Origin of the sequence: Streptomyces sp. NPDC026672, from assembly GCF_040638185.1 — a bacterium.
GTDB lineage: Bacteria > Actinomycetota > Actinomycetes > Streptomycetales > Streptomycetaceae > Streptomyces.
Genome location: NZ_JBEZXS010000035.1, coordinates 70813 through 94526 on the forward strand (window position 1 = coordinate 70813; position 23714 = coordinate 94526).

Annotated in this window: 17 protein-coding genes and 2 pseudogenes; 9 read left to right on the forward strand and 10 right to left on the reverse strand. The window is 72.6% G+C overall.

Going from position 1 to position 23714, the window contains the following annotated elements; genetic code table 11:
• The first annotated feature begins 127 nt into the window (after positions 1 to 127).
• The gene (locus AB0F77_RS32090) at positions 128 to 2749 is read left to right on the forward strand and encodes a BTAD domain-containing putative transcriptional regulator (protein ID WP_361955189.1); all 2622 of its coding nucleotides are present in this window, start codon (positions 128 to 130) and stop codon (positions 2747 to 2749) included.
• A 222-nt stretch (positions 2750 to 2971) separates the two neighbouring features.
• Entirely contained in the window at positions 2972 to 3682 is a 711-nt protein-coding gene (locus AB0F77_RS32095) for a LuxR C-terminal-related transcriptional regulator (protein ID WP_361955190.1), read from the forward strand.
• A 208-nt stretch (positions 3683 to 3890) separates the two neighbouring features.
• Here AB0F77_RS32095 and AB0F77_RS32100 read toward each other — a convergent pair whose 3' ends face one another.
• Entirely contained in the window at positions 3891 to 6560 is a 2670-nt protein-coding gene (locus AB0F77_RS32100; RefSeq protein WP_361955191.1) for a LuxR C-terminal-related transcriptional regulator, read from the reverse strand.
• A gap of 270 nt (positions 6561 to 6830) precedes the next feature.
• Here AB0F77_RS32100 and AB0F77_RS32105 point away from each other — a divergent pair.
• Positions 6831 to 6938: pseudogene (locus AB0F77_RS32105) on the forward strand (TetR-like C-terminal domain-containing protein); the annotation flags it as partial.
• 194 nt (positions 6939 to 7132) lie between these two features.
• On the opposite strand, the gene AB0F77_RS32110 reads toward AB0F77_RS32105, so the two are convergent.
• The gene (locus AB0F77_RS32110) at positions 7133 to 7327 is read right to left on the reverse strand and encodes a hypothetical protein (protein WP_361955192.1); all 195 of its coding nucleotides are present in this window, start codon (positions 7325 to 7327) and stop codon (positions 7133 to 7135) included.
• Positions 7328 to 7432: 105 nt separating this feature from the next.
• Here AB0F77_RS32110 and AB0F77_RS32115 point away from each other — a divergent pair, with 105 nt between their 5' ends.
• Positions 7433 to 8104: a TetR family transcriptional regulator gene (locus tag AB0F77_RS32115; RefSeq protein ID WP_361955193.1), complete on the forward strand. Its 672-nt coding sequence runs from the start codon at positions 7433 to 7435 to the stop codon at positions 8102 to 8104.
• 380 nt (positions 8105 to 8484) lie between these two features.
• Here AB0F77_RS32115 and AB0F77_RS32120 read toward each other — a convergent pair whose 3' ends face one another.
• The 3 genes and pseudogenes from AB0F77_RS32120 to AB0F77_RS32130 form a co-directional block, all read right to left on the reverse strand.
• Positions 8485 to 8616, reverse strand: a complete 132-nt coding sequence (locus tag AB0F77_RS32120) for a hypothetical protein (protein ID WP_361955194.1) — start codon at positions 8614 to 8616, stop codon at positions 8485 to 8487.
• 14 nt (positions 8617 to 8630) lie between these two features.
• Positions 8631 to 10844, reverse strand: coding sequence for a DUF6351 family protein (locus tag AB0F77_RS32125; protein ID WP_361955195.1), 2214 nt, complete (start codon positions 10842 to 10844; stop codon positions 8631 to 8633).
• Between the two features lie 1348 nt (positions 10845 to 12192).
• Positions 12193 to 13044, reverse strand: a pseudogene (locus AB0F77_RS32130) (serine/threonine-protein kinase); the annotation flags it as partial.
• Positions 13045 to 13205: 161 nt separating this feature from the next.
• Between AB0F77_RS32130 and AB0F77_RS32135 the strand changes: the two are divergent.
• Complete coding sequence (locus AB0F77_RS32135) at positions 13206 to 15236, forward strand: FHA domain-containing protein (protein WP_361955196.1); 2031 nt, start codon at positions 13206 to 13208, stop codon at positions 15234 to 15236.
• 96 nt (positions 15237 to 15332) lie between these two features.
• Here AB0F77_RS32135 and AB0F77_RS32140 read toward each other — a convergent pair whose 3' ends face one another.
• Together AB0F77_RS32140 and AB0F77_RS32145 are read right to left on the reverse strand one after the other, a co-directional pair.
• Positions 15333 to 15887, reverse strand: a complete 555-nt coding sequence (locus tag AB0F77_RS32140) for an XRE family transcriptional regulator (RefSeq protein ID WP_361955197.1) — start codon at positions 15885 to 15887, stop codon at positions 15333 to 15335.
• A gap of 136 nt (positions 15888 to 16023) precedes the next feature.
• Entirely contained in the window at positions 16024 to 16665 is a 642-nt protein-coding gene (locus tag AB0F77_RS32145) for a helix-turn-helix domain-containing protein (RefSeq protein WP_361955198.1), read from the reverse strand.
• A gap of 86 nt (positions 16666 to 16751) precedes the next feature.
• Here AB0F77_RS32145 and AB0F77_RS32150 point away from each other — a divergent pair, with 86 nt between their 5' ends.
• The 4 genes from AB0F77_RS32150 (at position 16752) to AB0F77_RS32165 (ending at position 21470) form a co-directional block, all read left to right on the forward strand.
• A complete protein-coding gene (locus AB0F77_RS32150; RefSeq protein WP_361955199.1) occupies positions 16752 to 18290 on the forward strand; it encodes an FAD-dependent monooxygenase in 1539 nt (512 codons plus the stop codon).
• A 94-nt stretch (positions 18291 to 18384) separates the two neighbouring features.
• Complete coding sequence (locus AB0F77_RS32155) at positions 18385 to 19056, forward strand: helix-turn-helix domain-containing protein (RefSeq protein WP_361955200.1); 672 nt, start codon at positions 18385 to 18387, stop codon at positions 19054 to 19056.
• A gap of 89 nt (positions 19057 to 19145) precedes the next feature.
• Entirely contained in the window at positions 19146 to 20381 is a 1236-nt protein-coding gene (locus tag AB0F77_RS32160) for an MFS transporter (protein ID WP_361955201.1), read from the forward strand.
• Between the two features lie 162 nt (positions 20382 to 20543).
• Positions 20544 to 21470, forward strand: a complete 927-nt coding sequence (locus AB0F77_RS32165; protein WP_361955202.1) for a S41 family peptidase — start codon at positions 20544 to 20546, stop codon at positions 21468 to 21470.
• Positions 21471 to 21563: 93 nt separating this feature from the next.
• Here the strand turns inward: AB0F77_RS32165 and AB0F77_RS32170 are convergent, their stop codons facing one another.
• The 3 genes from AB0F77_RS32170 to AB0F77_RS32180 form a co-directional block, all read right to left on the reverse strand.
• Positions 21564 to 22121 (reverse strand): acyltransferase domain-containing protein, encoded by a 558-nt coding sequence (locus AB0F77_RS32170; protein ID WP_361955203.1) that lies wholly within the window; start codon positions 22119 to 22121, stop codon positions 21564 to 21566.
• A gap of 187 nt (positions 22122 to 22308) precedes the next feature.
• The gene (locus AB0F77_RS32175) at positions 22309 to 22653 is read right to left on the reverse strand and encodes a hypothetical protein (RefSeq protein ID WP_361955204.1); all 345 of its coding nucleotides are present in this window, start codon (positions 22651 to 22653) and stop codon (positions 22309 to 22311) included.
• Positions 22654 to 22799: 146 nt separating this feature from the next.
• Positions 22800 to 23714, reverse strand: a 915-nt coding sequence (locus AB0F77_RS32180; RefSeq protein WP_361955205.1) for a carboxyl transferase domain-containing protein, incomplete at its 5' end; no start/stop codon positions are given.

Consider the following 23714-nt stretch of genomic DNA (forward strand, 5'->3'; position numbering starts at 1 on the left):
GCAACCAGGACTGGCTGAGTGAGCAAAGCCGCGCGTGCGGCTCTGCAACGCCGGCCGTCCGATCGCGCCGATTGGCGCTACGGGGAAAGAAGAAGGTGGAAACATGCGTTTTCGGGTATTGGGTCCCTTGGAGATCGTTCCCTCCACGACGACCGACCCGATTCGGCTCCGCGCGGCCAAGATCCGCGTCGTCCTCGCGGCGCTGCTGGTGCGCGCCAACGAGATCGTCTCCGTGGAGCACCTGATCGACGAGCTGTGGGGGGAGAACCCGCCGCGCACCGCGACGACCACGCTCCAGGTCTACATCTCGCAGGTCCGCAAGCTGCTGGACACCGCGGAGCCCGACGCGGGCCGGGACGCGCTGATCACCCGCCAGCCCGGATACATGCTCAACATCGACCCGGCCCAGCTCGACCTCACCGTCTTCGAGGAGCTGTACCAGAAGGGGCAGGCGGCCCTCCAGCGCGGCGAACACGCCGTCGCGGCAGACCTGTTGAGCCGCGCGCTCCAGCTCTGGCGGGCACCACTGGCCTGCGACACCCCGCACGGCACCCTGCTGACCCGGACCGCGGTGCGGCTGGCCGAGGTGCGCGCCGCCGCGCTGGAGCAGCGCATCCGCGCCGAGCTGGAACTCGGCCACCACCAGCGGCTCATCGGCGAACTCCACAACGCCGTCGCCGAAATGCCGCTGCGCGAGGAGTTCCACACCCTGCTGATGACCGCCCTGTACCGGGCGGGCCGCCAGGTGGAGGCGCTGCGCGTCTTCGCCCAGCTGCGGCGCGACCTCATCTCGGAACTCGGCATCGAGCCGGGCCACCAGCTCCAGGAACTCCACCGCCGCATCCTGGCCGGCGACTCCGAACTGCTGCACGCGCCGGCCGCCGTCCCGGTCCGGGAGCCGGTCACCGTCGTCGGCACCGTCCCGGGGGCGGTCGCGGCCGCCGCAGTCCCGCACGACGAGCTCGAGGGTCCCCCGCCCGGTCTGAGCCTGGACCGGATGCCCGAGCGCGACCGGCTGTTCGTGGGCCGCGCCGACGAACTGGACCGGCTCAGCGGCCTCCTGCACGACGTTCCCACCGGCGGCTGCGTGGTGGTGGCGGGTCCGGCCGGCGTCGGTAAGAGCGCCCTCGCGCTCGCCGCCGCCCACGAGTTGAGCGACCGGTTCCCCGACGGCCGGATCTTCGTCGAGCTGGGCCGGGGCGCGCCGGACGGCACGCACCCCGCGGATCCGGCCGGGCCGCTGCCGCGGCTGCTGCGCCAGCTGGGGGTGAAGGGGCCGCTGCCGTCCGGGGAGGAACGGCTGCGCCGCGTCCTGCGCCGGCTGACCGAGAACCGGCGCGTCCTGCTGATCCTGGACGGCGTCGAGGACGCCGAACGCGTACGGCCGTTACTGCCCGAGACACCGGGCAGCACCACGCTCGTCACCTGCCGCCAGGTGCCCACCGGACTGACCGACCGGGTGCTGGAACTCGGCATGCTGTCCCACGAGGAGGCCCGGCAGCTGATCGACGCGGCGGCGGGCCGGCCGCTCCCGCCGTGCGACGACAGGACGCCCGTACGGGAGATCGTCGCGCTGTGCGGCGGCCTGCCGCTGGCCCTGCGCGCGGCCGCCGCCCGGCTGGCCTCACGCCCCAACTGGGACCTGGAGACCCTGGCCACACGGCTGCGCGACGAACACCGCCGGATGTCCGAACTCACCCTGGCCTTCCCCGCCTTCCGCTACCAGCTGTACTCCGGCTACGAGCAGGCCGAGCCGGAGCTGCAGCGCGCGTTCCGGCTGCTGGGCCTGATACCCGAGGGCCCCTTCGGGCCCCGCACCGCCGCCGCAGTCCTCGGCGAGGACGTCGTCAAGACGGGCGCGCTGCTGGACGACCTGGCCCGGGCTCAGTTGCTGAACCCGGTGGCGGACGGCCCGGAACACGGCGGGACCCACCGGCTGCACCCGTTGTGGCGGCTGATGGCCCTGGAGTGCCTTGCCGCCGAGAGCCCGCAGCCGGAGGCGCGCGAGGCCACGTCCCGGCTCGCGGCCGAGTTCACCCGGCAGCTGCGCGAGGCGTACGACGGCGAGGGACCGGACGGCCCCCGCCCGGAGTGGTTCGGCCGCTGCCAGGACGGTCTGGTGGACGTCGTGCGCCGCTGCCACGAGGCAGGGCTGTGGGAGCAGACGATCCGGCTCTCGGACGCCATGACCGGCTTCCTGGAGGCCATGGCGTCCTGGGACGCCTGGGACGTCTGCCACACCCTGGCCCTGGAGGCGGCCCAGCGGCAGGAGGACCTGGCCGCCGAGGCCCGGCTGCTGCGCTCGCTGGGCGACCTGGCCTGGCAGCGGCAGCGCCTCACGACGGCCGGCGAGTTCTACGAGCGGGCGCTGCTGACGGCCGACGCCGCCCCGGCGGCCGTGGAACGCGGCCGGGCCCTGGTCGGGCTGGCCGACCTGCACCTCGACGCGGGCGGTCTTGAGGAGGCGGCGGCGCTCCTCTCCCCCGCTCTGGAGGCGGTCGGCGACGACCCCCGGGGCCGCTACGAGACCCACCGGGTGCTGGGTCTGCTGGCTCTGGAGAACAGCGGCCCGGAGACGGCCGCCGCGCATTTCGGGGACTGCCTGGAGGAGGCAGCGGCGCTCCGCGACCCGTGCCTGGAGTCGTATGCGCAACGTTTGCTCGACCGCGTACGGGGGAACGTTCATCCACCGGAGGGCTGGTCAGAAGTGCGGCCGGGAGTGTGGCGGCTGGTTCCCTGCAGCGGTTGAGCAAAGGGGCACCGGACCGGACGGCCGGGGTGGGCCCACGGGTGGCTGAAGCGACCCTGTGGATGGCCAAAGCGACCCCGCATGCGGCGCACAAAAGAGCTACAAGCGTTCGATGGTGCAGTCGGGCATGGCCTGTTGGCGTTTACCCGGTGGCGTGCGCATACCGGCGTGCAACGAGGCAGCACCCCCCGCACCAGTCCAAAGAAAGCCGGTTACGTCGCTATGACCAGTCGCCCCTCCGACGTCCTGCACTCCGCCGACCGGAAGAGCAACAACTACCTCGCTGTCGGACATCGGCACGCGAACGCCGCGCGGCCGGGCAGTGCCGCGCGGCGCATCTACACCGCCCACCTCAGCCCGGAACGGCACATCGTCGCGGCCGAACCGGACTTCTCCCGCCAGTTCGGCCGCACCTCGGCCGAGACCTGCGGCCGCAACCTCTACGAACTGCTGCATCCGAGCTCCCCGTCCTACCTCGACCGGCACTTCTCCCGGCTCTCCGAGGGGCGGTGCAACCGCTTCGACGAGAGAATGGTCGGACTCGTCAACTCGGGTCTGGTGTTCTCCGCCGGCCTCACCGGCATCGCGGTGCACGACACCAACGGCGGCCTGGCCGGCATCATCGTCCAGGTGCGGCCCGACCAGGAGAACGCCACCGCGGCGGCCGAGGAGCCGGTGGTGCACCCGCGGGAGCGGCTGCTGCTGAGCAAGCTCGACGCACAAGTCCTGGAGGGCGTGGCCGCGGGCGCCTCCACGGTGCAGCTCGCCGCGCGCCTCTACCTCAGCCGCCAGGGCGTCGAGTACCACATCGGCCTGATGCTCCGGAAGCTCAAGGCACCCAACCGCGCCGCCCTCGTCGCCCGCGCCCACTCGCTGGGCATGCTCACCGTGGGCCAGTGGCCGCCACGGGTACCGACGGAGTTCATCCGGTAGTACCGCGTCCCCTCCGCGGACGGTTCGCCGCGGCCGGCCGACAGCGTCGTCGGTCGTCCGTCGCCCGTCACACCGTCCGTGCGAAAGCGCCGGCACCGAAACCCACCGGCCCCCGGACGACACCGGTCCCCGGCGAACACCGGGCGTCGAAGGACGCGCCGGGCAGCACCGGATCCCGCAGAACGCCGACGCCCGGGAGCATCCGCTCTCAGCAGACGTCGGACGCCATGGACTCGACCAGCCCGATGCGCAGGTTGGCCGGCAGGTCGCGGCGCCGGGAGATGTCGAGCTTGCGGTAGACCCGGGTGAGATGGTGTTCCACCGTGCTCACGCTCACGAACAGCTTCGCGGCGATCTCCCGGTTCGTGTAGCCCTGCGCCGCGAAGGCGGCCACCCGCACCTCAGCGTCGCTCAGCCGGTCCGAGTCGTCGTTCGGTGCCGTGCGCACCGCCGTGCTCTCCGGGCCGCGGGACGGGAGGATTTGCTCGCACAGCGGTACGGCGCCGCAGTCGGTCGCCAGCTGCCAGGCCCGCCGTGTGATCGTCCCCGCCCGGTTGCCCTCACCGCTCATCTGCAGGGCGAAACCCAGGTCGGCGAGGGCCCGCGCGAGTTCGAGGCGGTCACCGCTCTCTCGGAGCACACCGACCGCGTCGCCCAGCAGTCTGCTGCGGTAGCGGGAGTCCGCCGTGGCCGCGCTCAGCCGCAGCGCCGTGCCCCGCGCCCGCGTACCGCACGCCTCCGGCACGGACAACTGTTCGGTGACCAGCGCGCGGGCCTCGGCGGGCCGCCCCAGCCGCAGCAGCGCCTCCGCGGCATCGGTGCGCCAGGGCAGCAGACCGGGATGGTCCATGCCCCAGTCCACGGCACGCCGCCCGACCTCGTAGAACTCCTCCAGCGCGGCCTCCGGGCGCTGCGTGGCGAGGTCGTAGCGGCCCCGGGCGCGCAGGAACTGCAGCGCGTGCACGGTCGTCCCGGGCTCCGTGCCGGCCGGGGCGGACCTCAGGTGCTGTGCGGCGGCGGCGAACTCGCCCTGTTCCGTCAGCGCCTGCACGAGCACGGCGAGCGGGGCGAGCAGGAACGGTCCACCGCAGCCGGTGAGCCGGCCGAGGGCCGCGCCCGCCTCCCGGCGGGCGCCGGCGAGGTCGCCGAGCCGCAGCAGCGCCTCGGCGTGGGCGGTGGCCAGCGCGGCGTGCCACCCGGCGGCGTGCCGGACGGGCGCCCGCTCGGTCAGGCGGACGCACCAGGCGACGGCGCTGTGCGGCCGGTGCTGGACCAGGGTGCGCAGGGCGTGCATGACGGGTTCGTACGTGGCCTGGGTCAACGACGTGTGGAACAGCAGGCGTTCGGCGGCGGGGGCCTCCGTCTCGGGGCGGGGATGCAGCCAGCGTGCCGCGGCACGGGCGGCCAGATGGGTGTGGTCGGCCGGGTCACCGGTGGCCTCGGCGGCGAAAGGACAGCCCTGGGCCGGTACGGGGAACCCGCTCCGGCCCAGGACCTCGTCCGCCTCCTCCACCCGGCCCTGCACGGCCAGTTGGCGGGCCAGCCGCTCGGCGTCCGCCGGTGTCAGGCGGCCGGCCCGCAGGGCGGCGAGTGGTTCGTCGAGCCGCCGGTGGGCGGCGGCGGGGTCGAACCTCCAGGCGTGATCGGCACGTTGGAGGTCGATGCGGGCCCGGGTGACGTCGTCAGGGCAGCCGGCGCGGGCCAGCCGCAGGAACGCCTCGGCGCGCTCGGGGTCGCCGTGCGGGTCGTTCTCGTCCCGGGCGGCGTCCCGCAGGGCCTGGATCTCCCAGGGCCAGGACGCCGTACCGGCGGCGATCAACTGGTCGGCGACGGTGGCCGGTTCACCGAGTTCGTCATGGAGCAGCAGGGCGGCGTCCCGGTGCAGGGCGCGCCGGTCCCCGGGGGACACCGCGGCGAACACGACGGCCTGCGCGGCGGGATGCGGCAGCTGGGCGGCGACGGCGAGGCCGGACGCGTCGAGGGCCTCCAGGGCGAGGCTCGCGGAGTCCGCGTCGAGCCCGGCCAGCCGGGCGGCGCGGCACGCGTCGGCGTGCGGGCCGAGGACGGCGAGGGCGAGGGCCAGCCGGCGGACGGCGGAGCCGCTGCGGCTCAGGCAGGTGGCGTACGCCTGCGCGAACGCGCCGCCGGGCCTGGGTTCGTACAGCGTCTCCCGCCCGCCGCCGGCGGAGCGGGCCTCGGCCAGCAGGGCGCGCAGCAGCAGCGGATTGCCGCCGCTGAGCCGGTACAGCCGGGCGGCGGCATCCGGTGCGGCCGGACCGCCCCAGTGGCGGGCCAGGTCGGCGGTGGCGTCGGCGTCGAGGCGGCCGAGCAGGACATGGTCGAAGCCGGGATGGCGCAGCACCTCGGTGAAGAGGCTGAAGCCGTCGGTGCGGTGGTGCGGCAACCGGGTCAGGACGGTGAGCAGGGGCGCACCGGGCAGTCCGTGGACCACCGGCAGCAGGTCGGCGAGGGAGACCTGGTCGGCGTCCTGCACGTCGTCGACGCACAGGAGGAGGGGACCGCGCGCGCAGGCCGCGTGCAGCCGGGCGGCGAACGCGGCGGAGTGCTCGTCGACCGGCCCGGCGTAGCGGCCGGGACCCGGTCCGTGGCCCGTGCTCGGCGCCGCGCCCCCGTCCACCTGGGACACGGCCGCGGTGAGCCGGTGCAGCAGGGAGCGGTCGCGTCCCGCGGGACCGGCGGCGACACGGACGACGGTGAATCCGCGGCCGACGGCGCCGTCGGCCGCGTACTGGAGCAACGAGGTCTTGCCGCAGCCGACCGCCCCCTCCACGAGCAGCAGTCCGGCCGTACCGCCGGCGCAGGCTCCGAGGGCCTTGTCGATCCGGGCGCATGCATCGTCACGACGCAGGAGCGCCATGGTGGGTGTCCTCTCGGTCTGATCACGTTCCGCCGCGGTTCGTGCAGCCTAGGAACGCGTCCGCCGGCCAAGTCGCGCTTTTCGGCCGCCACTTGCTGCCAGTCAGCTACTGCCCCACCACCTGCCGCCCCGTCGGCACCGTCGCCGGCGACCACTTGTTCCCCGCCTCCCGGAAGGACACCGTGATCACCCGCGAAACCGATACGGTGCCGGGCCGCCGATCGTTCACGGAACCAGGACGACCCTGCCGCCGACGGTGCCGGACTCGGCCGGCTGCACGGCGTCCTGTCCCTCGAACTCGCGGGCCACTTCCAGGGGACGGGCTTCAACGTCGAGCGGCTGTTCCGGTCGGAGGTGGACCAGCTGAGCGCCGACTGACGGGTGGTGCGGGACACCCCCACGGATGGGGTAAGGTGGATCTTGTGCACACCGGTTCGAACACCGGGAAGCGCACAGTGCGTTGGTGGTCCAAGGAAAGACGCCCCGCTTCCTGCGGGGAAATGCAGGTGCAAGGCCTGCCCGGCGCTCTATGAGAAACCCCGCTCCCGGTCACCGGGGGCGGGGTTTCCGCGTTACGTGATGTCGCCCTCGCCCTCCAGGTCGAGCGGGGCGACGGAGGCGAGCCTCCGGGCCGCGTCCAGCGTCATCTGGCGCCGCACGGCCCGCAGGATGTAGTCGTTCAACGACGAGGCGTGAGGGGCGTGGGCCGCCGCGTCACGCAGGGGCTTGTCCATGGCGTCGGGGATCCGCAGGGTGATGGCCGTCATGCCACCAAATCTAGTGGCACAGGTGATGTCACGGCCAAGGTTCCGGCCAAGGCCCGCTCGCCCCGTGACCGCTTAGGCTGGTCGGCCGTGGAGACGGAGGTTCCCTTGACGCACGACGCCGCACCCGCCTTCCGGCGCGCCCGCAGTCCCGAGCAGCAGGACGTGCGCCGGCGCGAGATCCTCGACGCGGCGGAACGCCTGCTGGGCGAGGCCGGCGTCGCCGAGATCAGCCTGCGGGAGATCGGCCGCGCCGTCGGCTGCGCCAACTCCAACATCCTGCGCTACTTCGGCACCCGCGAGGGTGTGTTCCTGGCGCTGCTGGACCGGGAGTGGGCGCAGTGGCTGGAGCGCCTGGAACGTGAGCTGCCGCCGTCCGGCACCGACGTCCCGGTGCCGGTGCTGGCCGACGTGCTCGCGGACTCGATCGCGGGCCGCCCGGAGCTGTGCAAGCTGATGAGCGCGCTCGGCTCCCTGCTCAGGGAGGGGGCGCCGCCGCCGGTGATGACGACGTTCAGGGCGCAGGCCGTCACCCGCAACCTGGAGGCGGCCCGGCTCCTGGCCGACCGGGTGCCGGGCCTGGAGACAGCCGCCGCCTCCGAGTTCGTCGTCCTGGCGAGCGCGTACCTGGCGGGCTGGTGGCCCCTGGCCTCCCCACCGGGCGCCGTCGAGGACACGCCCACGGCACCGCACAAACCGACCCCACCGAGGAACTTCCGCGACGGCCTGGCTCGCGGCCTCGCGGTCCTCCTCACGGGCCTCCTGTCGGACCACTCGTAACAGAAGACAACCCGCGGCGAGCCGCCTCCGGCGAATCACCCACGGGCAAACCACGCACGACGAACCACCCGCAGGCGAACCACGCACGGCGAATCACCCGCGGCGGACCGCCCGCAGTGAACCATGCCCGGCCACCCCGCGCGGCGAGCCGCTTCCGGCGAACCACCCGCAGGCGAACCCACGCACGGCAGACCGCCCGCCGGCGAACCACGCACAACCACCCCCCGCGGCGAGCCGCCCACGGCGACCGGGCATGCCCGCACCACTCCCGCCGTAGACCACACGCGGCCGGGCCCGTCCGTGACGGACGGGCCCGGCCGCGGGCTCGGCAGGCGCGAGGCCGAACAGTGATCGCAAGGTTTCAACAGCGGTCTCGCGGCTCACCCCCGGCCAGCGGGCTCACCCCCGGCCAGCGGGCTCACCCCGACCGGCAGGCTCACCCCGGCCAGCAGGCTCACCCCGGCCAGCAGGCTCACCCCGGCCAGCAGGCTCACCCCGGTCGGCGAACTCACCCCGGTCGGCGAACTCACCCCCGGTCGAGTGGCCTGGGGGCCGGTGCGTTGCCGAACGTGCCGTGGCTTCCGTCGCCGTAGCCGAGCCACGGGCCCATCGGCGGCTGCTGTCCCACACCCGGTCGCGACCAGTCGCAGACACCGGCCGGGAAGACCGCGCGCAGGGCCTTCTTCTGCGCGGCCGTGAACGGCACGCCGTACTCACCGAAATCGACCGGCCGCAACCGGCACTTGAGGACGTCGGACGCCTGGGACTCCCCGGCCACCCACCGCGGGTCCGAGCCCACGGGGTACAGCTCCCCGCACGCTCCCGACGCCGGATAGGTGAGCGGAGCGTCGATGCGCCGGTCCGCCGAGACGTAGCAGCCGTCGCCCAGCCCCCGCGGCTTGCCCGCGAGCACCTTGGCCCGGGCATCGCGCCCACTGCCGTCGGCGGCGATGTTCGCGAGCCACTGGTCCATGGCCCGCAGCGCGTACGCCTGCGCCGCCGCCGTCTGGTCGGGCGCGGGCCCGTTCTCGATGATGACCTGGTTGGCCGCCGACCCGTTGGCCTTCACCAGCCGCGCCCGCACGGCGTACGACCACTGCGTGGTGTGGATGTCGCTGAGCTCGCCCGCCCGGTCCAGGTCCGTGCGCTGGTCGATGATCGGCGTGCTGCGCAGCCCCTGCGTCCCGGACGGGATGATGTCCTCGCGGTAGGCGGTCGCGATCGCGTCGGCCGGGGCGCTCGTGCGCGCGGCGGCGAGCTTGCCGAGCCGGTCGTAGCCGCCGACGGACCGGTTGAGCGCAATGAACTGCTCGGGCGTGACGGTCCCGTCCCGCAGCGCGGAAAGCCCGTACTGGACACCGGTGTTGTCGTACATCATCGGCGCGAAGCCGGTACGCCGGTCGATGCCGAGCTGATTGCCGAGCTGCTGCTGGAGGCTGCACTTCACACCGTCGGGACGCACGTCCGGGTCCCACATCCGCGACGCCGGCACCGCGTTGTCGACGGAGACCAGCTGCTGGTTGCAACTGTCCGTCGGTGTCAGGCGGTTGGCGAAGTACTTGTCCCACGAGCGGCAGCTGCCGTAGTCCAGGAAGCCCGCGACCGCCCGCCGCTGCTCCTCGGTGAACCCGCTCCCGGCACCGTCGAAGTAGTGGTCCAGGAGGCGGCAGTCACCGGCGCGCTGCTCCACGGCCAGCGGGTCCGGGAAGGAGACGCCGGGCACGATGCCGTCGAGGATGCCGGGATAGGCGTCGGCGATGGAGTACTGCTGGATGCCGCCGCCCGAGCCGCCCCAGCCGATGGTGTAGCGGACCGGGCCGTTGACGTTGACGAAGTGCTCCTTGACCATCATCGCGGCCTCGGCGGAGAGCATCGTGCTGCAGTTCTGGTCCAGGACGTTGAGCGTGGAGGAGGCCACGCCGTAACCCTGCGACAGCGCGAGGTCGTTGAGGACCCCGCCGGTCACGTTGCCCTGGTGGAAGCCGCCGTTGCAGCCGCCGCCGAAGGAGTAGACGAGCTTGCCGTTCCAGCTCGTGTTGCGGCGCACCGGCGAGGGCGAGCGGCCGTCGTACAGCACGGCCGTCTCGTAGACCGCCCGGTCGATGGTGCCCCTCTCCACCCGCACGACGTACGGCACGTCCTTGCCGTCCACCTCGGCCGTGGCCAGGTCGGCGGGGGTGTCGCGCGGGTCGGCGAGCGCCTTGAAGTCGCCGGAGCGCGTGCGGTACTGGTACGTGACCTTCGTCGGCGCGGAGCAGTCCGGCTCCCGCGCCTCGGCGAGGCCGAAGGCCGTGGTCTCGCAGAAGTACGGGTGCTGCTGGGGGCCGGAGAAGACCGGGCCGGTGATCGGGTGCGCGGTGATGCGGACCGTGGCGTGCGCCGAACCGGCCGTGGCGGTCACCGAGTTGGCCCCGCGCCGCAGCCCGCGGGCCAGGCCCAGGTAGCTGCCGTCCTCCTGGACCTGGAAGGCGGAGGTGATGTCCTTGCCGTTCTCGCGGACCGTCGGCCGGTGTGTCCCGCCCGCGGGCGGTGTCACGCGCAGCAGGGTCTCGGTGCCGCTGACGAGCTGCGGGCGCGGATTGGCGACGGTGGTGACGGTGAGGCGGTCCGCCCGGCCGCCGCCGGCCGGAGCGCGGTCCGCTCCGGCCGCGGCGAGCGCCGGTTGCGGAGCCATCAGCGCGGCCGTCACGAGCACGCCGGCCGCGCCCGCGAGCAGGCCGGTGTATGGGCGTCGGTGCATGGGAGTGGCTGGTCCCTTCACGTCCTGGGCAGCCGTGACTGCCGCGGTGGTCGTCCCTGCACCGCAACTTAAAGGAACATTGTTCTCTTGTATACCCGCGGGCGGCCTCTCCTCAGTTTTCGCAGGTCACGGAGAAGGGGACCTCGTTGGATGCGCCCGTGAACGGCTGTCTGATCTCCACCCCGATCCTGCTGGCCAGCGTCCCGGCCGCCGAGTACGCCGACAGCCGCACCGTGTCCCGTCCGGTGCCGGCGTCGCCCTTGCCGAGCGTCAGCAGGCGCCAGTGCGGATCGACCACCGAACCGTCCTCGGACACCCAGCGGTAGGAGACCTGTAGTGGCTTGTCCGAGGTGAACGTGGCGGTGAACGTCGGCGCCTGCGCGGCAGGCAGCGGACAGGCACCCGAGTACGTCGTGTTCGTCCCCGCCACGGAGACCCGCAGCCCCTGCCCGTTGCCGGCGGGGGTCTGGCCGTCGCCGCCACCACCGTCGCGGTCCACCAGTGCGTAGACGGCCCCGGCCGCGATCAGGACGCCCACCGCGACCCCCGCCGCGACGAGGGCGAGGCGCGGCCTGCGGCGGGCGGGGCCCTCCGGGGAAGGCGGGGCGAGGGGGGAAACCGAGGGCACGGCGGCCGTCGGAAGCGTGGAGGACGTGGCCGACGTGGCGGGCGGGGCAACCGGAGCAAGAGGCTCCGTAGGCCCGAAGGCCGCGGTGCCCACGGCCGTGACCCCGCCGCCCGGAGGCTCAACACCCGCGGGCTCGGCACCCCGAGGCCCAACACCCTGAGGCCCAGAACCCGCAGGCTCGACACCCTGAGACCCAACACCCTGAGGCCCAGAACCCGCAGGCCCGGACCCCTGAAACCCGACCCCCGCAGGCCCAGAACCCGCAAGCTCCGCACCCCGAGGCCCAACACCCGTAGGCCCAGCGCCCGCAGGCCCAGCGCCCTGAGACCCGACCCCCGCAGGCCCAGAACCCGCAGGCTCCGCACCCCGAGGCCCAACACCCGTAGGCCCAGCGCCCGCAGGCCCAGCACCCTGAGACCCGGCCCCCGGAGGCTCGACACCCGCGGGCTCGGTTCTCGTCACGGCGGCGGTCCTCCCCACCTCCGTCAGCGCGGTCGTCTCGGACTCACTCCCTGCCGCCCCCACCGCGGGAGCGGAGTCCTCCGCGAGGCGCGGATCCCCCGCCTCCCTGAGGGTCTCCGTGAAACCGGCCGGCAGGGTCTCGTCGACCGTCGTGTCCGAGCCCAGCCGCGTCGCCACCCGCGGGTCCGCCACCCCGGGGGCCGCCGCCCTGGGGTCCCCCGCCGGGCCCGCCGGAGCCTCCGCCGGCCCGTCCGCCCCCGGCGCGGCACCCTGGGCGACCTCCCGCAGCGCCGCCGCCGCGAGGTCGGCCGGCATCCGTTCGCCGGGCTCCTTGCGGAGCAGCCCTTCGAGGACCGGAGTCAGCGGGCCGGCCCGGCGCGGGGCAGGGGGGTCGGAATCGACCACCGCGCGCAGGGTGTTGAGCGCCGTGGCGCGGCGGAAGGGCGAGGTGCCCTCGACGGCGTCGTACAGCATCACCCCGAGGGACCACAGATCCGACTCGGGACCGGAGGGACGGCCCAACGCCCGCTCCGGCGGAAGGTATTCGGGGGAACCCACCAGCTCGCCGGTCATGGTCAGCGCGGTGGCGCCCTCGACCACGGCGATGCCGAAGTCGCTGAGCACCACCCGCCCGTCGTCGGCCAGCAGCACGTTCGCCGGTTTCACGTCGCGGTGTTCGACCCCGACAGCGTGTGCCGCGCGCAGCGCGGTCAGCACCTCGACACCGATCTGCGCGGCACGTCGGGGGCTGATCGGCCCCTCGGCCTTGAGCAGGTCGCCGAGCGACCGTCCGCGGACCAGTTCCATCACGATCCAGGGGCGGCCGTCGTCCATGGCCACGTCATGGATCGTCACCACGTTGCGGTTGCTGATCCGTGCCGCCGCCCACGCCTCCCGCTCCATCCGCTGGTACATCCGGGCGATGTTGCTCTCGCTCAGACCGACGGGCGCGCGCACCTCCTTGACCGCGACCTCCCGGCGCAGGGTCTCGTCCTGGGCACGCCACACCGTCCCCATGCCCCCCTCGCCGAGCCGTGACAGCAGTCGGTAGCGTCCGGCCACCAGCCGTCCGCCTCCGGAGTCTCCCGGCGCGGTCCGTTCGTTGTGCATCGGGGCAGCTCACTCTCTCTTCATGGCGTGTCCGGCAGGCGGCGGGGCGGATACCCTTCGAACTGTACGTTCGGACTCGGTGCCGCGGTTCCGTCGGGTGCGGGGAAGCCCTCGGCCGGGTAACGACGTTGCCCCGCGGTGATTTTCGAAAGGCTTGTGGAGTGCCATCGATCATTGTGGGGCGTACCGGCCCCTTCGCGGGCCAGAGCGCTGTTCTGGACAGTGCCCCCTTCACCTTCGGGCGCAAGAGCGACAACAGCGTGGTGATCGTGAGCCAGCGGGCCTCCCGGCAACATGCCGAGATCCTCGAGGAGAACGGCGCCTACGTCCTGTACGACCGCGAGAGCCGCAACGGCACCTTCGTCAACGAGGAGCGGATCACCCGGCACGTCCTGCGCCCCAACGACTGCATACGCATCGGTGAGGAGACCTTCCTCTACGAGGCGCAGGAGGCGCTGGAGACGGTCATGGACCTCTCCCTGCTCGACGCCCCCCGCGTGGACACCGCCGATCCCGGTGTCCTGCGGGTCAGCGTCAGCGGCGGTGGTCCGGTGGGGCTGGCGTTCGCGCTGTCGCTGGAGGAGGCGCTGCCCGGCCGGGTCGCCGTCACCGTGTACGACGGCCGCTGGACACGGGAGGGCTCCACCGTCGTCTGGAAGGGCGAGGCCGACGGCAACGTCCGCCGTCAGCAGGTGGTGACCGTCCAGAGCCGGCAGTACCTGGCGCTGTCCGACGAGGTGCGGTCGGCGCTGTTCGACGACGCGGCGGACTTCTCCGAGATGTGGCCCGTCGGACCGGACTCGGTCGACGGCCGCCCGCCCCGCAACATCCGGATCGCCTACATCGAGGACCGGCTCCTGGACCTGGCGAACCGACGGTCCGCCATCCGGCTGGTGCCCCGCAGGTTCGACCCCGAGGACCAGACCCACCGGCTCGACCGGGAACACGTCCTGGTCATCGCCGAGGGCGGGCGCTCCCGCACCCGTGAGTTCTACGCCGACCGCTTCGGCGCCGCCGACGCCTCGATCTACTCCCTCGACGGGGAACACCTCCAGGACTTCGTCCTCGGCCTGCGGGTGAAGTCGAAGCTGTCGGACCCGATGAGCGTGCTGCTGACCGTCTCCCAGAACCGGTTCCTGCTCAACTCGCTGCGCGGCGAGGGCTTCCTGAACATGCGGCTGACCCGTGAGGAGGCCAAGAACGTCATCGGGATCGACCCGGTGCGCCAGGTCTTCGAGGAGTGCGTCGCGGCCCGCCCCTGTCTGATGACCCGCGACGAGGGCAACGAGTTCCGCTGCCCCACCCACGGAACCCTCTTCCTGCCCGCCCTGCTGCGCAGTTCGCCGCTGTGGAAGGAGATCCTCCAGGGGCTGAACCTGTTCGGCGTGGCGGAGGACGACCTGTCCGCGGTGACCTCGTTCCGGCTGGACATGGTGCAGCGCCCCCGGTTCACGGCCCAGCTCACCCGCCCGACCGCGACGAGTCCGGGGACGTACGGGTTCCTGCTCGGCGACGCGGCCAACGCGATCCACTTCTGGCCGGGCCGCGGCCTCAACAGCGGTCTGGCGTCCGCCACTTCCCTCGCCCGTTCGCTCAGCCGCGCCTGGCGCGGCAAGCCGCTGCGGGACGCCGACTTCATCCGGCACGAGGCGGCGATGTCCATGCTCCAGTACCGGCACAAGAGCCGCGCCTGGAACGCCATGGTCACCACCGACGAGCAGGGTGTCACCCGCGCCATCAAGGACATCATCGCGGACAGCGCGGCACGGGGCCGCGAGGCCGCTCCCGCGGCGGCGCCCGGTCTCCCGCAGCAGCGCGCGCACGGGACGGCCCCGGAGTCCCACGGCACCGACCTCGACGAGCTCCTGGAGCGGATGTCCGCGATCCGGGAGCGTCTGGCGCCGCGGCTGCCCGGCATGCCCACGGACGGTGAACTGCGCGACCGTCTCGCCACGGTCGCCCCGGCCACCCTGCGCACCCTCAAGGAGAGCGGCGCCTGGGACACCCTGATCGTGGGCGGCGAGGAGGCCGACATCGACCTCTTCTACCGCGACGACGCCCCGGTCTACGTCCCCCGCAGCCCCGACCCGCGGACCGGCCCGCCGGCCGGTGTCCCGCGCGAAGCCATGTCGCTGAACCCGTACAACGCCCTGCCGCCCCAGCAGCCCGAGGCAGGCGCCGGCGCCCACTGACCCGAAGGAGAACCGCCCCGGCGAGCACGAACACCACGACCGCGAAGCCCGCACCCGCCGGGGCGGTTCCCTGTGCGGGCGACAAAGCTGACAAACCTAGTAGTCGAGGTCCAGCTGCTCGATGTCGGTGAACTCGACGCTCAGTCCCTCGGCCCGGCGGCCACGGTCGCGGAAGTACATCTCGCCCAGCCCCTCGGCGAGGATCGTGCGCAACTGCCGCTCGGTGGCGCCCTCCTCCTGGGCCGCGAACAGGCGGGCCGCGTAGTCGGGCGGCAGGGCCTGGTTGAGGTGGCGGACGCGGGGGTCGTCGCTGCTGCCGGGTGCCGCGGTGAACCCGAAGCGGGCCCGCGTCGACACGAAGATGCCGCCCGTGGCCGCCGCCTGCCGCCGCGCCCGCCGCCGTACGCGAGGCTGCCAGCGCCGGCGGGTCTCGGCCGCGAGCCGGTCGGCCAGGTCACGGCGGGGCCGCTTCAGCTGGCCCGTGAGATAGCGCTCGACCGTGCGCTGCGAGACGCCCAGCAGCTCGGCGACCGCCCTGGTCCCCTTCAACTGGCCCACCAGATAACGCATCTGGGCCTGCGCCGACTTGGGGACCGGCCGGGTGAAGTGCGCGGCCGCGGCCTCGTCGAGCGTGTCCCCGATATCGACCATCGCCCCGACCCGCTCCCGCTCCGACCCGCCCTGCCCGTCCGTATGACGTCCCTGACGTTACAGGGCGCCCCGGCCAGGTGTTCTCACCCGCCGACGGATTCCCGGGCCGCTCCTGGCATCCCTGGCGTCCCTGCTGTCACCCCTGCCGGGGCAGGTCCCGCAACCCGTTCTCCAGCAGCGTGAACGCGTGTTCCGCGTCGGCGACCGCACCGGCGTGGCGCTCGTCGGCCGACTCCCCGTACGCCAGGCGTTCGGCGTTGTCCTGGGCCAACGCCCAGTGCACCGCGACGATCTGGACGGAGGCCAGACGCGCGGTGAGCTCCGGGACGTCCGCCGTGTCGCGCAGCGCCTCGGCGAGCGCGCGTTCGGCACCGGCCTTGAACCGTTCCATCCGCGCGACCAGCGAGGGCGCGTCGAGGATCATCCGGTGGAGCCTGCGGACCTGGGGCAGGTCGTTGAGCCCGGTGATGGGGTCCCGCTCACGCAGCCCCTCGATGAAGTGCTCCCGTACGGCGGCCAGCGGGTCGGCACCGGCCGGGCGGGCCCGTACGACGCGGGCGAGCTCGGTCTCGTGGTCGGCGAGGCGGTGCACGACCAGGTCCTCCTTCGCCGGGAAGTAGGCGAAGAGCGTGCGCTTGGACACCTCGGCCGCCTCGGCCACCTGGGCGACCGAGACTTGCTGGAAGCCGTGTTCGAGGAACAGCGCGATCGCCGCCTCGGAGATCGCCGCGTGCGTGCGCTGCTTCTTCCGCTCCCTCAGCCCCGGCTTGCCGTCCACGGGCCCACTGTAACAACTCATTGCCCTCAGAGTATTTCTGCACCTGGTATACATTTGCCCTCGGGCGACAAATACGGAAGCGGAACATGACCGCACAATGCGGACGAGAGGGGACACAGGTGCTGACGGAGAGCACGGCAGAGGTGGTCGTCGCGGGCGCCGGCCCGACCGGGCTGACGCTGGCGTACGAACTGGCCCTGGCCGGGGTCGAGACCCTGGTGCTGGAGAAGCTGGACCGGCGCGTCGAGCAGGTGAAGGGCGGCTCGCTCCAGCCCCGCACCTCCGAACTGCTGGACGCACGTGGGCTGTTGGAGCCGTTGCTGAAGCGGGCGACACCGCGGGAGCCGGTGGGCGGGCACTTCGCGGCCCTGCCCGTGCCCCTGGACTGCGCCCCCTGGCAGACCCGGCACCCCTTCCCCGTCCCGGTCCCCCAGTGGGAGATCGAGGAGGTGCTCCAGGAGCGGGCGACCGCCGCCGGGGCGCGTGTCGTGCGCGGCGCCGCGGTCTCGGGGGTGGAGCAGGACGAGGAGGGCGTGACCGTGACGGCGGGCGGTCAACGGGTGCGGGCGCGTCACCTGGTGGCGTGCGACGGCGGCCACAGCACGGTCCGCGCACTGCTCGGGCTGCCGTTCCCCGGCCGGCCAGGGACCCGTCAGTCGGTGCTGGCCGACATCCGCCTGACCGCCGTATCGCCGCTGGTGCCACGGCAGTTGGGGCACATGAGCACCCTGCTGCGGCAGGCCGGGGACCACTGGGCCATGCTGGCGCCGCTCGGCGGCGACCGCTACCGCTTCACTTTCGGGCTCACCAGCGGCACCCAGGACACCGAACGCGAGGCCCCCGTCACCGCCGAGGAGATCACCACCGCGCTGCGGGTCGTGTACGGCGCGGAGACCACCCTCGGCACGATCGACAACTCCTCCCGGTTCAGCGACGCCACACGGCAGTTGGAGCAGTACCGCACGGGCCGCGTCCTCTTCGCGGGCGACGCCGCGCACATCCACCCGCCGCTGGGCGGCCAGGGCCTCAACCTCGGCATGCAGGACGCGTTCAACCTCGGCTGGAAGCTCGCCGCGGTCGTCCGGGGCCGGGCGCCGGGCAGCCTCCTGGACACCTACCACTCCGAACGGCATCCGGTCGGGGCCCAGGTCCTGCACCACACGTCGGCACAGCGCGTCCTGGCCGACCCGAACCCCGGCGAGGACGTGGCCGCCCTGCGCGACATCGTCACCGACCTGCTCCGCCTGCCCGACACCAACCGCCACCTGGCCGGCCTGATGTCCGGCCTCGCCCTGCGCTACGACCTCCCGGGCGACCACCCCCTCACCGGCCACCGTCTGCCCGACACCGACCTGCTCACCGAGACCGGCCCCACCCGCCTGTCCACGCTGTTCACCACGGGCCACGCACTCCTCCTGGACCTCACGGGCACAATCCCGCCCACCACCCCCCTCCCCCCGCACGTCACCCTCACCCACGCCACCCCCACCTCCACCACCCCGCCGGCAACCGCCCTCCTCGTCCGCCCCGACACCTACGTCCACTGGGCCACCGACGACCCGGCCCCCGACGTCGACGACATCCCCCTCGCGTGGACCGATCGGCAACCCACCCCAGGACCATGACCCACTACCCACTCACCGCTCCTCGAACAGAACCGCAAAGAGTTCTTCGCAAAAATCTCTTTGCGAAGAACTCTTTGCGGTCTAGCTTGGACGCATGGCTGACACGTCGAAGGCCCCGGACGACCCGAGGGCCGAACTCAACGCGGTGGTGCTCGACGCCAAGGGACTGCGAGCCCTGGCACACCCGGTGCGCGTCCAACTGGTCGGGCTGCTGCGGAAGTACGGCCCGTCGACGGCCACCCGGCTCGCGGAGCGCCTGGGCGTGAACTCCGGAACGGCCAGCTATCACCTGCGCCAGCTCGGTGCGGCCGGCTTCGTCGAGGAGGACACGGAACGCGGGAACGCACGCGAGCGCTGGTGGCGTGCCATGCACCAGATAACCGAGTTCAACGACCCAGAGCTGGCCGACCGCGAGCCCGAGGCCACCCTGGCCTATCTCCAGTCCGTCGCCGCCGTCTACGCCCTCCGCACCCAGCAGGCACTCAACGAACTCCAGACGATGCCCCGGGAATGGACGGACACCTTCGACCTGAGCGACTTGGCCCTGCGGCTCACACCCGACGAAGCACTCGCCCTGCGCCAGGAGTTGTGGGCCGTCGTCGCCCGCTACCGGAGAGACACCCCGGAGGAAGCGGCCAACGCCCCGGAAGGAGCCAGGCGGGTCGGTTTCATCAGCCATCTCCTGCCCGAACTGGACGTCCCCGGCCCCCAGTCGCCGTCCGAGACCTCCGAAACATCCGAGACCTCCGAAACGAAGACCCGGTGAGAGGGCGCTCGACGAAACCCGGCACCCCTCCGCCTCCGCCTCCGCGGACAGGACGCTCCCTGCGGCCGCTGGGCGGCGTCCTCACGGCCATGGCCGTGTCCCTGACGGGCACCCGAGTGTCGGCCGTGGCCCTGCCCTGGTTCGTCCTCGTCACGACGGGCAGTGCCACCAGAACCGGGCTGGTCGCCTTCTGCGAGATGGCCCCCTACGTCCTGGCCAAGGCGCTCACCGGACCGCTGGTCGACCGGATCGGCCCGAGAGCCGTCTCCTGGACCACGGATCTGGCGAGCGCGACCGCGGCCGCCGCGCTCCCCCTCTGCCACGCCCTGCACGTCCTGTCCTTCCCCCTCCTGCTCGCCCTGGTCGCGGTGATCGGCGCGGTCCGTGGCCCCGGCGACCTGGCCAAGGAGGTCATGGTCCCGGAAGCGGCCGACCGCGGCGGGGTGCCGCTGGAGAGGGCCACCGGCCTGTCCGGTGTGACCGAGCGACTCGCCTCCACCATCGGCCCCCTCGCCGGCGGCGCCCTCGTGGCACTGCTCGGCCCCCTGACGGGGCTCGTCGTCAACGCGGCCTGCTTCGCCCTCGGTTCGGTGATCATCGGCCTCGTCCTGCCCCGCGGCATGGGGCACGCGACGCCGGAGGGCGCACCTGCCGCGGGAGAGAAGGAGCCGGGTTACTGGCGGCGCTTCGCAGAGGGGTTCGTCTTCCTGCGGGGCGAGATGCTGCTGCTCGTCGTCATCGTCGTGGTGGGGGTGACCAACCTGCTCGACGCCGCCTTCATCACGGTGCTCGTGCCCGTGTGGGTGCGGGAGTCGGGCAACGGTCCGACCGCGATCGGTCTGATGGGCAGCGTGATGGGTGCCGCCGCCGTCGCCGGCAGTCTCATCGCGGCGACGGCCGCGCACCGACTGCCCCGCAGATTCGTGTTCTTCGCCGGATTCCTGCTGGCCGGCGCGCCCAGGTTCCTGATCCTCGCCGCCGACGCCCCACTCGGCGCGGTCCTGGCGGTCTTCGCCGTCAGCGGGTTCGGGGCGGGCTTCATCAACCCGGTGCTGGGAGCCGTCCTCTTCGAACGGGTACCGCGGCACATGCTGGGCCGCGTCAGCGCACTCGGCGACTCGCTCGCCTGGGCCGGCATCCCCCTGGGCGGCCTGCTCGCCGGCCTGGCCGTGGCCTCCGCGGGACTCCTGCCGGTGCTCGTCGTCTGCGGAGCCGCCTATGCCCTCACCACGAACCTGGCCGGCCTGCGCCCGGAATGGCGCGACATGGACCGCCCGGCCGACCGGGCGCGCCGAAGCCGCCCCCTCCCCGAGACGATCCCCTGATCGTCCGGCTTAAGGTTGTTCACGACACATGAACTCACGTGCCTGGAGGGACAGTTGGTGCGACGGCATGCACTGCGCGGCGCGACCTGTGCCGTGTTGCTCGCAGTCGTGGTCACCGCGGCCGGTTGCACACACCGATCGGACGACGCGTCCCGCGACGACATGTCTCCCGCCGCACGGGCCTACTTGTCGAAGGCCCTGGACATCATGGAGAAGCACTCCCTCCTCCGCCACCACGTGGACTGGGCCGACATACGCGAGGCGGCGTACGCGCGGGCTCATGGCGCCCGGAAACCGGCGGACACCTACGGGGCGATCAACTCGGCCCTGCGTTCCCTGGCCGACGGCCACAGCGTCTTCTGGGAACCCCAGGATGCCGCGCAGAACCTGGACGACACCGGGCAGTCGTTCGACGGCCTGCTCGGCCGTCCGCTGCCCGGCGGCATCGGTTATGTGTCGCTCCCCGGCGTCCAGGGCTCCGAGAAGACGTACGACCGTTACGTACGCCAGGGCCGCGACGCCGTGGCGAAGGCCGACCGGGGGAAGGCCTGCGGCTGGGTGGTGGACCTGCGCTCGGACACCGGCGGCAGCGCATGGCCCATGCTCGCCGTCGTCGGGCCGATCCTGGGCGACGGCAGGGTCGGCAGCTTCGTGGACGCCGACGGCAAGCAGTCCGTCTGGTCCGTCGAACACGGCGACCCGTACCAGGACGGCAAGTCCGCCGGTTGGAAAGGCGGTCGGCCGATCGCCCGGAGCGGTCCGCCGGTAGCGGTCCTGACCGGGAAGCGAACGGCCAGTGCGGGGGAAATGGTCGTGGTGGCCTTCCGGGGACGCCCGGGAACCCGGTCCTTCGGCGAGCGGACCGCCGGTCGCCCCACGGGGAACAAGGCGTACCGTCTGTCCGACGGAGCGGTCCTGATCCTCACCGAGGTCAAGGAGGCGGACCGGACGGGCCGTGTCCACAACGGCCCGATCCCACCGGACGTCGAGATCGTCAAGGACCCGCGCCCGGTGGCCCGCCACCAGGACGACGTACTGCGGGCGGCCCAGGACTGGCTGCTTGAACAGACCCCCTGCCGACACCCGTGAACCACGACGCGAGCCGCCCGAGCGACGTCACCGCACACCCCGCTCACCGCCCATGAGCCGGAGCAACAGCGCGTACGTACGCGGACGTCACGTTCACCCCAGCACGCGCGCCGGCACCCCCGATGTCACCACGGCGGAACCCGCGACACCACTCCCCTCGTCACGCACCCCGCACCACAGGATCCGCTCGAACCCGGCGGCCCGCAGCGCCCGTTCGGCACGATCGGCGCCGTACTCACGCGCCCCACGCCCCGACACCACCCGCCGCACGGCCTCCTCCAGCCCGAGCACTCCCCCGACGTACGCCGCCGCGAGACCCCCTGTGCCGTCCCCGGCGACCGCACCCACCGGCACGCCCCGCTCCCGCCACAGCCGGTACAACGCCACCTGGTAGGCGAACTGGGCGGCCCGCCCGAACTCGGCGCGGTGCAGCAACCGGGCGTCGACCCCGTCCTCCGGGGCGAACACCACGGCGGCGAGCGGCAACGGCAACCGCTGGTCCACCGCCCGGGACATCGTGTCGAACTCCTGGCGGAAGGCGGGAAACGTCCCGTACAACGCCCGCGCCGCATCGGTCCGTACGGAACGGCCGGCCGCGAACAGCACCGCCATGTCACCGCCCCCGTCGACCACAACGGGCGTACCGGACACCGTGGATCGCCCCGCCGAGCCATTACGCCGTAATAGCCCCTGCCGAACCCACCCCGATTGCGCGGACATCAAACCCCCTCCTCCCGTACGACAGTTGAGCCAACGGCATACGGCAGCGCGCATCCACACAGTCACGCCACCGCGAAGAGACGGGACCGAAGCCCCGTAAGAAGTGCGATACCCGGTGTCAGGCCGCCGCAGCCCGAGGCACCAGCACGTCGTGACACTCGGTGATCCGGCCCGCCGCGTCGAAGCGGAGCTCCACGACCAGCGACCAGTCCGCCCGGCCGTCGTTCACGCTCACCCGCAGCGCGACGGCGTCCCCGTCGGCGAGCACGCTCTCGGACGTCAGCCGCAGCCCGACGGGGGGCACCCCGTCCCGCGCCCAGTGCCGGGTGAGCGCGTTCGACTCGCCCCGATTACCGCCGGCGACCAGCGCGAGGGCGAGTTCCTTGTTGCGCTCCACCAGGCAACGGGCCGTGAGGAGTTCATGCAGCGCCCCGCTCAGGGGTTCCGTCAGCGTCGGCACCATGCCCGGACGTCCTTCCTCACGGCTCGTCGTGCAGCGCACCTGTCGCGGAGAGGATGCCCGACCCGAGTAAAGAAGCGTTGGAGAACGGGTGAAGCTCCATCCCCCGCCCTCACGCTCCCCTCTCCCTCGGCACCCGCGCCGCTCCGCTACTGCGGGGGGTTGCCGTGTTTGCGGGAGGGCAGGTCGGCGTGTTTGGTGTGGAGCATGGCGAGGGACCTGGCGAGGACTTCGCGGGTCTCGGCGGGGTCGATGACGTCGTCGACCAGGCCGCGTTCGGCCGCGTAGTAGGGGTGCATCAGTTCGGCCTTGTACTCCTTGACCATCTTCTGACGCATCGCCTCGGGGTCCTCGGCCCCGGCGATCTGCCGGCGGAAGATGACGTTGGCCGCGCCCTCGGCGCCCATCACGGCGATCTCGTTCGTGGGCCACGCGAACGTCAGGTCCGCACCGATGGACTGGCTGTCCATCACGATGTACGCCCCGCCGTACGCCTTGCGCAGGATCAGCGAGATCCGCGGCACTGTCGCATTGCAGTACGCGTACAACAACTTGGCACCGTGCCGAATGATGCCCCCGTGCTCCTGCGCAACACCGGGCAGGAACCCCGGCACATCGAGCAGCGTCACGATGGGGATGTTGAAGGCATCACACATCTGGACGAAGCGCGCAGCTTTTTCGCTGGCCTCGATGTCCAGCACCCCGGCCAGGGTCTGCGGCTGGTTGGCCACAATTCCGACCACGTTCCCGTCGATCCGGGCCAGGGCGCAGATGATGTTGCGCGCCCAGCGCTCGTGGACCTCCAGGTAGTCGCCGTCGTCGACGATCTCCTCGATGACCTTCGCCATGTCGTACGGCCGGTTCCCGTCGACCGGCACCAGGTCCAGCAGCACCTCACCACGCCGGTCGACCGGGTCCCCGGACTCCACGTGCGGCGGGTTCTCGCGGTTGTTCTGCGGCAGCAGTGACAGCAGGTAGCGGACCTCGGCGATGCAGGTCTCCTCGTCGTCGTACGCGAAGTGACACACACCCGACGTCTCCGCGTGCACATCCGCACCACCGAG